This is a genomic window from Nocardia goodfellowii (assembly GCF_017875645.1).
Classification (GTDB): domain Bacteria; phylum Actinomycetota; class Actinomycetes; order Mycobacteriales; family Mycobacteriaceae; genus Nocardia; species Nocardia goodfellowii.
Map to the genome: position 1 here is coordinate 3,594,342 of NZ_JAGGMR010000001.1, position 12,673 is coordinate 3,607,014.

Consider the following 12,673-nt stretch of genomic DNA (forward strand, 5'->3'; position numbering starts at 1 on the left):
GGCGGTCGTCGGAGTGGGCGGGGGTGGGCGCTTCGTTGTCATGAGCCGACCGCGTTCCCAGTCTGAGCAATCGCTGAGCGAATCCGGCGACGGGTTACCCGTCGGCAATGTCCGTGGAAGAATCGCCGGATGCACGCCGTCGAGGTGTCACCCAGTTCGGTGCGCTCGCCGCACTGGCTACGGGCGCTGCGGATCGCCTTCGCCGGACTGGGTCTGCTGGCGCTGATCGCGGGGTCCGTGCAGCAGGCCGGGACATATGGCTACACCACGGCGAACTATTTCAGCTACTTCACCATCCAGGCCAACATCCTGGCCATGGTGATTCTGCTGCTCGGCGGCCTGCGTGATCCGAGTGGGCGACGCTGGCAGCTGTGGCGCGGCGCCGCGACCCTCTATCTCGTGCTCACCGGGATCGTGTACGCGGTGCTGCTGTCGCATATGACGCCCCGCGCGCAAGATCCGTGGGTCGACGATGTACTGCATCGGGTGTTGCCGATTGTCATGGTCGCGGACTGGACGGTGGCGCCGTATGCCCTGGGTCTCAGCGCGAGACTGGTCGGGACGTGGCTGGCGTACCCGGCCGCGTACGGCGCGTATACCCTGTTCCGCGGGCCGATCGTGAACTGGTATCCGTATCCGTTCCTCGACCCGCGCGGCCAGGGATACGTCTCCTTGACGATCGGTCTGGTGGTTTTGGGTGTGGCGTTCGCGCTGCTCGCCGTCGCCGTCCTCGCCCTGGGCGAGTTGGCCGGCCGGTGGTGCGGCGCGGCGGAGTCCGACAAGCAGAGGTGGTTGGAATGACAGCGTTGTGGCACGGGTTCGCGGATATGGGCGCCGTCGAGCGGGACGGTGCGTTCGTGGTGGCGCGCGGCGAGGGCGCCTACGTCTACGACGAGGCGGGCACCCGTTATCTCGACGCCACCGCCGGTCTCTGGTTCACCAACATCGGGCACGGCCGCGGCGAAATCGCCGACGCCGTCGCCGCGCAGCTGCGCCAGATCGCGCACTACTCCAACTTCGGTGACTTCACCGCGCCCGCCACGCAGCAACTGGCGGAGAAGCTGGCCACCATCGCGCCCGTCCCGGGCAGCAAGATCTTCTTCACCTCCGGCGGCTCCGATTCGGTCGACACCGCCGCCAAACTGGCCCGCCGCTACTGGCAGGAAATGGGCAAACCGTCCAAGAAGATCCTCCTCAGCCGGCAGAAGGCCTACCACGGCATGCATGTCGGCGGCACCGCGCTCGCCGGTATTCCGGTCAACGCCGAGGGCTACGGCGAGCTCATGGCCGACACTCGCGTCATCGCCTGGGACGACGCCGCGGCGCTGCGCGCGCAGATCGACGACCTCGGCGCCGACAACATCGCCGCCTTCTTCTGCGAACCCATCATCGGCGCGGGCGGCGTCTATCCGCCGCCGGAGGGTTACCTCGCCGAGGTTCGCCGCATCTGCCGCGACAACGACATCCTCTTCGTCGCCGACGAGGTCGTCACCGGTTTCGGCCGCATCGGCGGATCATGGTTCGCCTCCTCACGTTTCGACCTCCAGCCGGATCTGATGACCACCGCCAAGGGCCTGACCTCCGGCTATCTCCCGATGGGCGCCGTCTTCGTCGCCCCACACCTCGCCGAACCGTTCTTCAGCGGCGGCGTCTGGTGGCGGCACGGCTACACCTACGGCGGCCACGCCGCGGCCGCCGCGGCTGCCCTGGCCAACCTCGAGATCATCGAACGCGAGAATTTGCTGGAAGAGTCCCGGCGTCTCGAGTCGACCCTGCACCGCAAGCTCGCCCCGTTGGCCGAGCATCCCCGTGTCGCCGAAATCCGTAGCGGCCTGGGCGCGGTCGCCGCCGTCCAGCTCGCCGACCCCGCCGAAGGGCTTCCCTTCGTGAAAACCCTCCGCGCCCACGGCATCTCGAGCCGCGCCGCCGGCCAGGGCGCCATGCAGATCTCCCCGTCCTTCGTCATGACCGACGACCAGGTCGACGAACTCGTCGAAGGCTTCACCAAAGCCCTCGGCTAGCGGCGGTTCAGTGCGGAAACACCCGCGGCTCGCGAAGCTGGATCCCGGCGCGGTAGCGGCCGATCCGGTGCTGGACGTCGATCATGCCGAGGGTGTCCTCGAGCATCGGCAGATAGGCGTTGTGGGCGGCCAGGCCGGGTAGGTCGAAGGTGAAGTACATCGCCATCAGCGGGTTGACGAAAAGGTTGTCGACGCGTCGGCCGCCGACCCGGACGTGGCCGTGCCGGCCGAGCGTCGCGGCGGCGATCTGCCCGTTGACCAGGCTCGGGCGCAGCGGGGTGAGCGCGGCGGCGTGTTCGACGGCATCGCGATAGCGCCGGGCCTCCGACGACGAGCCCGGTATCGAGAACGCGCCCAAATAGGCTCCGGCGGCATCCAATTCGGCGATGTTCTCCAGGACATGCACGTGGTTCACGCCATGGAACGCGTCGATCCCGAACCCGATGCCGGCGACCAGGCGGACCGGCACCTCGTCCAGACCGGCCACCGCGGCCAGGCTCGTCGCGTCTTCCTCCGGTGTGCCGAGCGTCTTCTCGTCACCGCGCAGCAGGATGTCGGTGCCGCCGTCGACCAGCACGATGGCGTCGATGCCCAGGGTCGTCAGCAGCGTGCGATAGCCGGCTCGCAGTCCGCGTACCCCGGTGCGCGGGAAGGCGTAGACGGTCGAGGGCAGGTCGTGCTCGTCCAGCCAGATCGACAGCGCTCGTTCCGGAAAGTAGCACTCCGGTCCGTCGAGGTGCGGTGTCACCGCGACGACGTGCTCGTCGATCCATCCGTAGGGATCGACGTCACCCAGCTCGGTGAACGACAGGTTCGCCAGATGCACCGTGACGCCCGCGTCGAGCAGCGCGAAAGCCACCGGGAGCCCGGCATATACGTCGAACCCACCGCCTGCCCCGGCGATCAGGACCGAGGCGCATCCGTCGAGTCGCCGGAAGATCTCCGGGCCCCGCATCAGTTCGCCCATGTCGATTCACCGGGGATGCAGGTGTGCCACGTCATGCGCCGGACTATAGGTCGGCCTGCGCCGCAACGGGATTCGCGCAGTTCAGAGGGTGCGGGTCAGGAAGATGCTGTGGGGGTCGTCGGTGTAGTCGGCGAAGGGACCGCACGGTTCGAAGCCGTGGCGCTGGTAGAGGCGCAGGGCGGGGGGCGAAGAAGTCGGCGGTGCCGGTTTCCAGACTGAGGCGGGTGTAGCCGCGGGTGCGCGCCTCGGCGATGAGGTGGGTGAGCAGGGCGGCGGCGATGCCTCGGCCGGTGTGGCCGGTGGCGGTGCGCATGGACTTGATCTCACCGTGGGTGGGGTCGAGCTCCTTGAGGGCGGTGCAGCCGACCAGGGTGTCGCCCGCGCGGGCGGCCCAGAAGGTGATCTCCGGTTTGCGGAGTTCATCCAGGTCGAGCGCGTGCACGCTGTCTTCGGGGGAGTTGGCGTACATATCCGCGAGATGCTGGGTGAGCAGGGCGGCGATGTCCGGTCCGCTGAGGTCGTCGACGGAGATGCGCAGAGGTGAATGGCTGGACATCGGTCCATCATCGCCGAATCCGGGGGACCGGTCGCGCCGGGGCATCCGGTCGACGAATCGATGTGACAGACCATACTCTGAGGGCACATGCCCGCAGGGTGGCCGTGGACAGCAGAGGAGGCCGGGTCATGCAACTCGCCAACCCGATCGGTGCCGCGGTGGGTGCCGCGCGCCGGGTGGCCGACGAAGCATATTACGCGGCGTTGGCGGTGCGGGCGGGGCTGGTGACGCCGGAGCGACCGGACCGGCTCGCGAAAATGGGTGTGGCGGTACTGCGTTCGGGCATGATGGGCGGTCTGGTCACCGTCGCCGCGCAGCGCTACCGCGATCGCGCCGCCGTCATCGACGAACTCGGCGCCGTCACCTTCCGCGAACTCGACGAGCGCACAACGGCTTTGGCGAACGCATGGCGGGCTCGCGGCCTGCGTGACGGTGAAGGTGTCGCGATCCTGGCGCGCAATCATCGGGGATTCCACTACGCGGTATTCGCCGCCGCCAAATGCGGTGCCCGAATCGTCTTGCTGAACACCGATTTCGCGGGCCCGCAGCTGCGCGAGGTGGTCACCCGCGAGGGCGCCGATCTGCTGGTCTACGACGACGAATACGCCGGAATCCTGGGCGATCTCACACCCCTGCGGGGCCGTTACCGGGCCTGGACCGACAAGCCGGGCGTCGACACCCTGGACAACCTGATCGCGAGCGGGGCGCGCACCCCACCCCGGCGCGCCACCACCTCTGCGCGCATCATTCTGCTGACCAGCGGCACGACCGGCACCCCAAAGGGCGCGCCGCGTAGTGAGCCGAGTTCCCTTGCCCCGCTGGGCGCGATCCTCGGCCGAGTTCCCTTCCGCGCGCGGGAAACCACCGAATGCCCCGCGCCCCTGTTCCATACGCTCGGTTTCGCGCACCTCATGATGGCCGTCGGATTCGGTTCCACGCTCATCATCCGCCGCCGCTTCGACCCGCAGACCGTCCTCGACAGCCTCGACAAGCACGGTGCGACGGCCCTGATCGCGGTCCCGGTGATGTTGCGGCGACTGGTCGACCTGCCCCCGGAATCCCGGTCGGAAAAGGATCTTTCGCGCCTGCGCATCATCTTCGTCGCGGGCTCGCAACTGGGCGCGGATCTGTGTCAGCGCGTCACCGAGGTGTTCGGCCCGGTGGTCTACAACGTGTACGGCTCCACCGAGGTGGCCTACGCGACTATCGCCACCCCCGCCGATCTCGCGGCGGAACCCGGCTGCGTCGGCACGCCCGCGCCGAGCACCACCGTGAAGATCCTGGACGAGAACGGTTTCGAGCTGCCTCCGGGCCGGACCGGGCGCATCTTCGTCGGCAACACCTACCAGTTCGAGGGCTATACCGGCGGCGGTGACAAGGATCGCGTCGGCAATCTCATGTCGACCGGCGATGTCGGCCACTTCGACCGCGCCGGAAGGCTTTTCGTCGACGGCCGGGACGACGACATGATCGTCTCCGGCGGCGAGAACGTCTTCCCGGGCGAGGTGGAGGAACTGCTCGCGGCACATCCGGCCGTCGAGGAGGTCACCGCCTTCGGCGTCGAGGACGCCCGGCACGGACAGCGGCTGCGCACGGTTGTGGTTGTGCGGGAGGGCCATTCGCTCACCGAGGACGAGGTGCGCGACTACGTGCAGCAGAACCTGGCCCGGTTCAAGGTGCCGCGCGATGTGCTGTTCGTCGATGAACTGCCGCGCAACCCGACCGGGAAGGTGCTCAAACGCGTCCTGCGCGATCTGTGAAGCGCTGCCTCACACCATGCCGAGCATCCGTCGCATGGTGTGCCTCAGCTGAACCGGGTCCGGAACTGCCGTACGAAACCATCCGGTGGGCGGCACGACGACCAGCCCGGCCCGCTGATGCTCGACACAGTCGACGATGGCATCGGCCACCGCCTCCGGGTCGGGCGCGTATCCGGGCGCGATGGTGCTGACGATGACGCCTTCTTCGGCCAGGCCACGGTGCAGGGCCGTGCCGAGGCCGACCACCGCGTGCTTGGTCGCCGAATACACCGCCGCGCCCAGGGATGCGGTGACCCCGATGGCCGACCCGATATTGACGATGTGACCGTGCCCCTGCTCGACGAATCGTATTCCCGCCAAGCGAGATCCGGTGATCACCGCGCGCAGATTGCAATCGATCTGCCGATCGGACTCGTCCTGCGATTCGGTGAGGAAGGTTCCGGCCGGCCCGACGTCGGCGGCGTTCACCACCACATCGAGTCCACCCAATCTGCGTTCGGCGTGCTCCAGGAATTCCGCGAACCGGCCGCTGTCGGTGACATCCACCGGCAACCCGACCACGTCGGCGCCGTGGATCCGATTCAGCTGCGCGGTGATCGCGCGTACCTTGCCCGGGTCCGGATCGCCGATGGCAACTTCGGCGCCCGCGGCCAAGAAGGCCAGTGCGGCCTCCTTGCCGATCCCGTAGGTGCCGCCGGTGATCGCGACTCGTGTTCCAGCAAGCGTCTTTTTCGGCATGTTGTTTCGCCTACCTTGGTCTGCTCGACGATAGCTACAACGTTAGGCGCGCGGGTGCGCGGTGGCCATGCGATTACAGGTCATGACCTTGCGCAAAGCGGTCACAAAGCGCGCTTTCGAACGAAATAGCTTGGCAATCAGGGGTTTAGGCCAGGAAGATACGATATTCGGCCACACCTTTCCGGCCACATTTTCGAACTTCGGCCACCCGCCGCCCCGGGTTCGCGAAAGGTTGCCGACCTGCCCAGCTCTCGACGCATGCGATGTTCGGCCAATGGCTTGCGGAAAGCGGCCATCCGCGACCACGATGTAGGCGTGACAGGGGAGCGGCGGCGGTCCGTGGCGAATGTGGCGATCCTTGCGGACGTCGCCCACCTGCACGGCCTCACCGCGAGCGATTGCCTGCGCGGCACCGGCATTCCGCCGGAGGCGATCCGTACCCCGGGCGCGGAAATCGATGCCGCTCGAGAGCTCGCGGTGATCCGCAATGTCGTGACCAGGCTCGGCGACCCGCCGGGACTCGGCCTGGAGGCGGGCTTGCGCAGTCCGGCCACCGCCCACGGCGCCTTCGGGCTGGCGATGGTGAGCAGCCCGACGGTGCGGGCGGCGCTCGATATCGCGGTGCGCTACCACCGGTTGTCGTCCTATATGCATTACTGGCACACCTACCGCGGCACCGAGGTGGTCGTCTGCCTGGACGACAGCGACGTGCCCGAGGACCTGCGCGGATTCCTGGTCGAGTGGGAGATTTCGGCGATCCTGATGAACTGGATGATCGCGCTGGGTACGCCGCCGCAGATCTTGCGCATCGAGCTGTCGGGCGGGCTGCGTGCCCGGCTCGGGCCGTTGCTGTCCGACCAATTCGAGATTCCCGTGGTGGACGGCGCGGGCCCGCACACCGCCGTCATCGACGCCACCGACTTCGACCAGCCGATGCCGTTCGCCAATCCGATGACCGCGATCCTGGTCGAGGAGCAGTGCGCGGAGCTGCTGGAACGGCGGGGCCTGCGGCAAGGATTCGCCGGATCGGTGCGTGAGGTGCTGATGCGCCGCATCAATGGCCGCGTCACCCAGGAGGAGGTGGCCGCGGTCTTGAACCTGAGCCTGCGCACCATGCGCCGGCGACTCGCCGAGGAGGGCACCTCCTATCGGCGGCTGTGTGTCGAGACCTATGGCAGCTTGGCCGAGGATCTGCTGTCGACGGGGCTCACGGTCGAGGATGTCGCCTATCGGATGGGTTATGCGGGGGCGCCGAGCTTTTCGAACGCGTTCAAGCAGTGGCGTGGTATCTCACCAGGGCGTTTCGCGCGCGACGCGGTCAGTGCGCGCTCGCATGCGGCGTGGCGCTGACGGTTCGGAAAGCCTTGCCGCGGTGCGTGATCAACTGTAGGCGGACAAGGAGGACGACACCGTGTCCTTACTATGTCCGGCCAGAAACTTGCGTGTCCCGGCCAACCGCGCGAAATCATGAGGTGTGGCCCTATGGGAATGGCAGCGTTCCGTCGCGCACGCGGCGATCCTCGTCGACGTCGCTGACGACCATCAGGTGACCCGCGCCGATCTGCTGCGTGACACCGGCATCGATCCGGTGGTGCTGAAGACACCGGGCGCGGAGATCACCGCCGCCCAGGAACTCGCGCTGGTGCGCAATCTCGTGACGCTGCTCGGCGATCCGGTCGGGCTGGGTTGCGCGGCGGGCACGCGCACCCGAGTGACAACGCATGGTGTGCTGGGCATGGCGATCCTGAGCAGTCCGACCATTCGCTCCGCCCTGGACATCGGCCTGCGCTACATCAGTTTGATGACGTCCTTCGCCCGGTTGTGGCATATCGATCGCGGTGACGAGATCTGGCTCTATTTCGACGATACCGACGTACCGGCCGACCTCCGCGACTTTCTCGCCGAACGGGATGTCTCCGCGGTGCTCACGAACTGGTATCTGCTGCACGGCGAACCGCCCCAGATCACCCGCGCCGAACTCACGCCCGAACTGTTACCCCGGATCAAGCCACTGCTCGACGACTTCGGAATCCCGTGCAGCACAGCCGAAGAGGTGACGATGGCGGTGATCGACACCAGCGATGTCGACAAGCCGATGCCGCACGCGAGCCCGATGAGCGCGCTGCTGTTCGAGGAGCAGTGCGCCGAAATGCTGCAACGCCGGGGCCTGTGCGAGGGCGTGGCGGGGTCGGTGCGGGAAGTGCTGCTGCGTCAGATGAACGGCCGCATCACCCAGGAGGACGTAGCCGACCGGTTGCACATGAGCCTGCGCACGATGCGCCGCCGTTTGTCCGAGGAGGGCACGTCCTATCGGCGGCTGTGCGTGGAAACCTACGGCGCTCTGGCCGAGGAACTGCTGGCCACCGGGCTCACCGTCGAGGATGTCGCCTATCGGATGGGCTACTCCGGGGCGCCGTCCTTCTCGAACGCGTTCAAGCAGTGGCGCGGTGTACCGCCCGGACGGTACGCACGCACGTTCAGCGATCGGCAGCGGCCGGCCGTGCACCACTGATCCCGGCGCCTACGAACTTCGGCCAAAGCCTTGCGAATATCGGCCACAGGCGAGAAGTATCGTCACGTGGCCTCATGGGAGTGGCGGCGCACGGTGACGAACTCGATCGTTCTCACCGAGGTCGCTCAGGAGCACGGCGTCGGCCGAGACGAGATCCTGCGTGGCACCGGAATCGACCCCGCGCTGTTCGCCGAACCGGACGGGGAGGTCACCGCCGCACAGGAACTCGCGCTGGTCCGGAATCTGGTCACCCGCTTCGATGATCGGCCGGGGCTCGGGATCGAGGCGGGGCTACGTACCCGCCTCACCATGCACGGCGTATACAGCCTGGCTTTGATGAGCAGCCCGACCTTGCTCGAGGCGCTCGGAGTGCTCACTCGGTACTCCGCCTTGACCACCTCGTTCGGGCGGGTATGGCACGAGATCGAAGGTGCGGAGTACTCGCTGTTCCTCGATGACACCGAGTCGCCCCGGGACTTGCGAGCGTTTCTGCTGGAGCGGGATATGGCTGCGGCACTCACCAATTGGCTGTTGGTGATGGGCGCCAAGCCGCCGCTGCTGCGGGTCGCCTTCGCGGGCGGGCTCAGCGCCCGGATGGCTCCCGTCTTCGAAAGCATCGACGTGCCCCTGCTCGACCGTGCCGATCCGCATCAGCTGGTACTCAATCTCGCCGAGCTCGGTGTGCCGATGCCGTTGGCGAGCCCGCTGACCGCGGCGCAGTTCGACAGGGAATGCGCGGAACTGCTGCAGCGCAGGGGTTTACACAAAGGCGTGGCGGGCTCGGTGCGCGAGGTCCTGATGCGCCAGATGAACGGCCGGGTCAGCCAGGAGGAGGTGGCGGCACAGTTGAATGTCAGTCTGCGCACCATGCGTCGCCGCCTGGCCGAGGAAGGTACCTCCTATCGGCAACTGTGCAGCGAGACCTACGGCAGTCTGGCCGAGGACCTGCTGTCCGCCGGACTCACCGTCGAGGACGTCGCCCACCGCATGGGCTACTCGGGCGCACCGGCGTTCTCGACCGCCTTCAAGCAGTGGCGGGGCATCTCGCCGGGCCGGTTCGCCCGCGAGGTGGCCGCGCAGAGTCACCGGTCCGGCACCCTCCGGTAGAAAATCGCTGTCCAGGCCGTGGCCGCCGCGGGTACCGTCCTCCCGGATGTCGAACGGGGAGGACAAGGATGGAGGCAACGGTCTCGGTAACACCGGACCAGCTGCCGGAATTGCTGCTGCACGTTGCCGTGGTGCGCCCGGTATTCCTGTGGGGCGCACCGGGTATCGGCAAGAGCTCGCTGGTGCGGGCCTTCGCCGAATCGCTGGGGCTGGAATGTGTCACGCTGCTGGGGACGCAGCTGGCACCCGAAGACCTGATCGGTGTACCGCAGATCATCGGGAATCGCAGCCGTTTCGCGCCGCCCGAGCTGATCGCGCGACCCGAACCGTACTGCCTGTTCCTGGACGAGTTGAATGCCGCGTCACCGGAAGTGCAGAAGTCCTTCTATTCCCTGATCCTGGATCGCCGCATCGGTACCTACGAGCTGCCCGCCGGCTCGGTGGTGATCGGCGCCGGCAACCGGGCCACCGACAACGCGCTCGCCCGGCCGATGGCTTCGGCCCTAGTGAACCGCCTGGTTCATTTGCACCTGCGCGCCGATGTCGACGACTGGCTGAAATGGGCTGCGCTCAACGACATGCACCCCTGGATCGTGCGCTACCTGACGCAGCGCCCCGACCATCTGTGGTCCAAGCCGCCCAAGACCGAGGCGCCGTTCTCGACCCCGCGCGGATGGCACATGCTCTCTGACGCTCTGCACTCGTGCGGCGACGACCTCGACGACACCATGCTCGAGGTGCTGTCCTCGGGGACGCTCACCGCCGGGCACGCGTCCGGTTTTCGTGCGTTCGTGAAGACGATCCGGCACGCCTACGATCTGGATGCCGTGCTGAAGGGGGACGCGCAGTGGCCGCGTGAGCCCGGTGACCGGGATCTGCTGTACTTCCTGTCCGAAGCCTTCCGTGCGCGGTTGCGCAAAGAGATTCCTGGTGCGCGCGAACATGTTTCGCCCGCGGTGCATCGATTCGTGTTGCGTGCCAAGACCATGCTCGTCGAACTCGCCGAGATCTCGGTGGAATGCGCGCAGTTGGTGATCGCCTCCGATGACGACGGCCGGCCGGTTCTGCCCGCGTGGTTTCTCATCGAAGTCAGCCGCGACCTGCCTCGCTTGGCGGCTCGGCGCTGATGCTGCTCGGTGGGAATCGCGCCCGAGCGACCCGGCCGCGGCCGGGCGAGCGGTACTGATGGCGCAGCGCGGAAAGAAGCCCGGCAAGATCGATCCGTGGCAGGAGGCAGTGCGCGCGGGTTGGGCGGAAGCACATGCGCACCTGGCGTTCCGGCACCTGCCGGCGTCGCTGTTCGTGCTCGATGAACACACGCCGCACGAGGTGTGGGCACGGATAGCGGACGGCAGCGTGGCCTACCATCCGAAACGACGCGCGGAAGCGGCGGAATGGGCGTGGGTGTTCGCACACTGTCTGCTGCACGCCGGGTTCGGTCATCTGGATCCGCGCACCACTGTGCCCGCCAACATCATCGGCGCGCAGGATGCTGCGCGCCGTACGGGCAGCCCGGCCGAACCGCATCCGGCTTACCGGGCGGCCTGCTGTGCTGTGGTCGACCAGTATCTCGCCACGATGAAAATCGGTCGCAGACCACTGGATTACCCTGCGGGACCGCCCGTTTCCGACGAGCACGAGACAGCGGTCCGCTGGCGCGAATCCGCCGTGCCCGCCGCCTATCAGCGCGGCGATCGGCCGGACTTCCTCCTCAGCGGCGCCGAAGCCGCCAAGCGGGCCGACTATCCGGCCCGGTTCGCCGCCGGCCTCGGTGACGCGGCCCGCGCCGCCCTGGACACCGCGGGCGGTCAGCACACGAAAGCTGGTCTGCGCCCGAAGGATCCGTGGGACAAGGCACTGGGCTGGTTCGTGTCCTCGTTCCCGCTCCTCGGTGCACTGGCCGCCGGGATGCGGGTCGTCGCCGAGGTGGATGTGGCTCGGGGCTGGAATATCTCGATCGCCGCCGTCAACGCCGAAGCGGGGGAGATCTATATCAATCCGCTCGCCGGTTTCGACACCGAGCAATGGCGGTTCATCCTCGCCCACGAAATGTTGCATGCCGCACTGCGACACGGCGAGCGGACGAATTGGCGTGATCCCTATCTGTTCAATATCGCTTGCGACTACGTGGTCAACGGGTGGCTGGTGGAGATGAATGTCGGTGTGATGCCCGAGGGCCTGCTCTACGACCCAGCCCTGAAAGGCTGCTCGGCCGAAGAGGTCTACGACCGGATCGCCACCGATATGCGGCGCTTGCGCAAACTCGCGACGCTGCGTGGCCGTGGCCTCGGGGACGTGCTCGGCGAACCCTTGCCGCACCGCGGCAGCGTCGGCCGCTACCTCGATCTCGACGAGTACTACCGCAACGCCCTCGTCACCGGACTCGCCTACCACCAGACCAGCGGCCGCGGCTACGTGCCGGCCGGCTTGGAGCAGGCGATCCGGGCCCTCGATCATCCGCCGCTGCCCTGGGACGCCGCGCTGGCCCGCTGGTTCGACGAACACATCCCCGCCGTCGACAAGAAACGCAGCTATGCCCGCGCCTCCCGCCGCCAAGCCGCCACCCCGGACATTCCGCGCCCGGCCTGGGTGCGCCCGGAGGAGAACGTGCGGCTGCCCACCTTCGGTGTCGTGCTCGACACCTCCGGTTCGATGGATACCCAGCTCCTCGGAAAGGCTCTGGGGGCCATCGCGTCCTACGCCACCGCCCGTGACGTCCCGCGCGCTCGTGTGGTCTATTGCGACGCCGCCGCCTACGACGCCGGATACCTTCCGGTGGACGATATCGCCCGAGGCGCGCGCATCCGTGGCCGCGGCGGGACGGTGCTCCAACCCGGTATCCGCCTGCTCGAACGTGCCGACGACTTCCCGGCCGACGGGCCCATCCTGATCATCACCGACGCCGAGTGCGACGTCCTGCGTGTTCGCCGCGAACACGCCTATCTCATCCCCGCCGGAGCCTCACTCCCGTTCCACCCGCGCGGGCCGGTCTTCCGCCTCCGCTGAGGGAGG

At 67.6% G+C, this 12,673-nt stretch carries 11 protein-coding genes; 8 read left to right on the forward strand and 3 right to left on the reverse strand.

Translation table 11 applies throughout. The annotated features are described in order from the left end of the window. Positions 1 to 129: 129 nt before the first annotated feature. Together BJ987_RS16340 and BJ987_RS16345 are read left to right on the forward strand one after the other, a co-directional pair. The gene (locus BJ987_RS16340; protein ID WP_209890430.1) at positions 130 to 801 is read left to right on the forward strand and encodes a Pr6Pr family membrane protein; all 672 of its coding nucleotides are present in this window, start codon (positions 130 to 132) and stop codon (positions 799 to 801) included. Next, positions 798 to 2,021, forward strand: a complete 1,224-nt coding sequence (locus BJ987_RS16345) for an aminotransferase family protein (protein ID WP_209890433.1) — start codon at positions 798 to 800, stop codon at positions 2,019 to 2,021. Before BJ987_RS16340 ends, BJ987_RS16345 begins: the two co-directional genes overlap by 4 nt. A 7-nt stretch (positions 2,022 to 2,028) precedes the next feature. Here the strand turns inward: BJ987_RS16345 and BJ987_RS16350 are convergent, their stop codons facing one another. Both BJ987_RS16350 and BJ987_RS16355 read right to left on the reverse strand, forming a co-directional pair. Beyond that, positions 2,029 to 2,988, reverse strand: a complete 960-nt coding sequence (locus tag BJ987_RS16350) for a DUF1152 domain-containing protein (RefSeq protein WP_209890436.1) — start codon at positions 2,986 to 2,988, stop codon at positions 2,029 to 2,031. Between the two features lie 43 nt (positions 2,989 to 3,031). Then, entirely contained in the window at positions 3,032 to 3,544 is a 513-nt protein-coding gene (locus BJ987_RS16355) for a GNAT family N-acetyltransferase (protein ID WP_245365990.1), read from the reverse strand. A 128-nt stretch (positions 3,545 to 3,672) separates the two neighbouring features. Between BJ987_RS16355 and BJ987_RS16360 the strand changes: the two genes are divergently transcribed. After that, on the forward strand, positions 3,673 to 5,304 hold the full coding sequence (locus tag BJ987_RS16360) for an acyl-CoA synthetase (RefSeq protein ID WP_209890439.1): 1,632 nt from the start codon (positions 3,673 to 3,675) through the stop codon (positions 5,302 to 5,304). Positions 5,305 to 5,313: 9 nt separating this feature from the next. Here the strand turns inward: BJ987_RS16360 and BJ987_RS16365 are convergent, their stop codons facing one another. Continuing rightward, positions 5,314 to 6,042 (reverse strand): SDR family NAD(P)-dependent oxidoreductase, encoded by a 729-nt coding sequence (locus tag BJ987_RS16365; RefSeq protein ID WP_209890442.1) that lies wholly within the window; start codon positions 6,040 to 6,042, stop codon positions 5,314 to 5,316. Positions 6,043 to 6,357: 315 nt separating this feature from the next. Between BJ987_RS16365 and BJ987_RS16370 the strand changes: the two genes are divergently transcribed. The 5 genes from BJ987_RS16370 (at position 6,358) to BJ987_RS16390 (ending at position 12,667) form a co-directional block, all read left to right on the forward strand. Then, positions 6,358 to 7,392, forward strand: a complete 1,035-nt coding sequence (locus BJ987_RS16370) for an AraC family transcriptional regulator (RefSeq protein WP_307869633.1) — start codon at positions 6,358 to 6,360, stop codon at positions 7,390 to 7,392. 124 nt (positions 7,393 to 7,516) lie between these two features. Next, positions 7,517 to 8,554 (forward strand): AraC family transcriptional regulator, encoded by a 1,038-nt coding sequence (locus tag BJ987_RS16375; RefSeq protein WP_209890444.1) that lies wholly within the window; start codon positions 7,517 to 7,519, stop codon positions 8,552 to 8,554. Positions 8,555 to 8,620: 66 nt separating this feature from the next. Further along, positions 8,621 to 9,661 (forward strand): AraC family transcriptional regulator, encoded by a 1,041-nt coding sequence (locus BJ987_RS16380; RefSeq protein ID WP_307869634.1) that lies wholly within the window; start codon positions 8,621 to 8,623, stop codon positions 9,659 to 9,661. A gap of 68 nt (positions 9,662 to 9,729) precedes the next feature. Then, positions 9,730 to 10,788 carry an AAA family ATPase gene (locus BJ987_RS16385; protein ID WP_209890447.1) on the forward strand — a complete coding sequence of 353 codons (1,059 nt, stop codon included), beginning with the start codon at positions 9,730 to 9,732 and terminating at the stop codon, positions 10,786 to 10,788. 58 nt (positions 10,789 to 10,846) lie between these two features. Next, a complete protein-coding gene (locus BJ987_RS16390; RefSeq protein WP_209890450.1) occupies positions 10,847 to 12,667 on the forward strand; it encodes a vWA domain-containing protein in 1,821 nt (606 codons plus the stop codon). Positions 12,668 to 12,673: the final 6 nt, after the last annotated feature.

Excerpts from the sequence above, each read along its gene's own strand:
- BJ987_RS16345 (WP_209890433.1), top strand. The coding sequence starts at position 798 with ATGACAGCGTTGTGGCACGGGTTCGCGGATATGGGCGCCGTCGAGCGG.
- BJ987_RS16365 (WP_209890442.1), bottom strand. The coding sequence starts at position 6,042 with ATGCCGAAAAAGACGCTTGCTGGAACACGAGTCGCGATCACCGGCGGC.
- BJ987_RS16385 (WP_209890447.1), top strand. The coding sequence starts at position 9,730 with ATGGAGGCAACGGTCTCGGTAACACCGGACCAGCTGCCGGAATTGCTG.
- BJ987_RS16350 (WP_209890436.1), bottom strand. The coding sequence starts at position 2,988 with ATGGGCGAACTGATGCGGGGCCCGGAGATCTTCCGGCGACTCGACGGA.
- BJ987_RS16340 (WP_209890430.1), top strand. The coding sequence starts at position 130 with ATGCACGCCGTCGAGGTGTCACCCAGTTCGGTGCGCTCGCCGCACTGG.
- BJ987_RS16390 (WP_209890450.1), top strand. The coding sequence starts at position 10,847 with ATGGCGCAGCGCGGAAAGAAGCCCGGCAAGATCGATCCGTGGCAGGAG.
- BJ987_RS16355 (WP_245365990.1), bottom strand. The coding sequence starts at position 3,544 with ATGTCCAGCCATTCACCTCTGCGCATCTCCGTCGACGACCTCAGCGGA.
- BJ987_RS16360 (WP_209890439.1), top strand. The coding sequence starts at position 3,673 with ATGCAACTCGCCAACCCGATCGGTGCCGCGGTGGGTGCCGCGCGCCGG.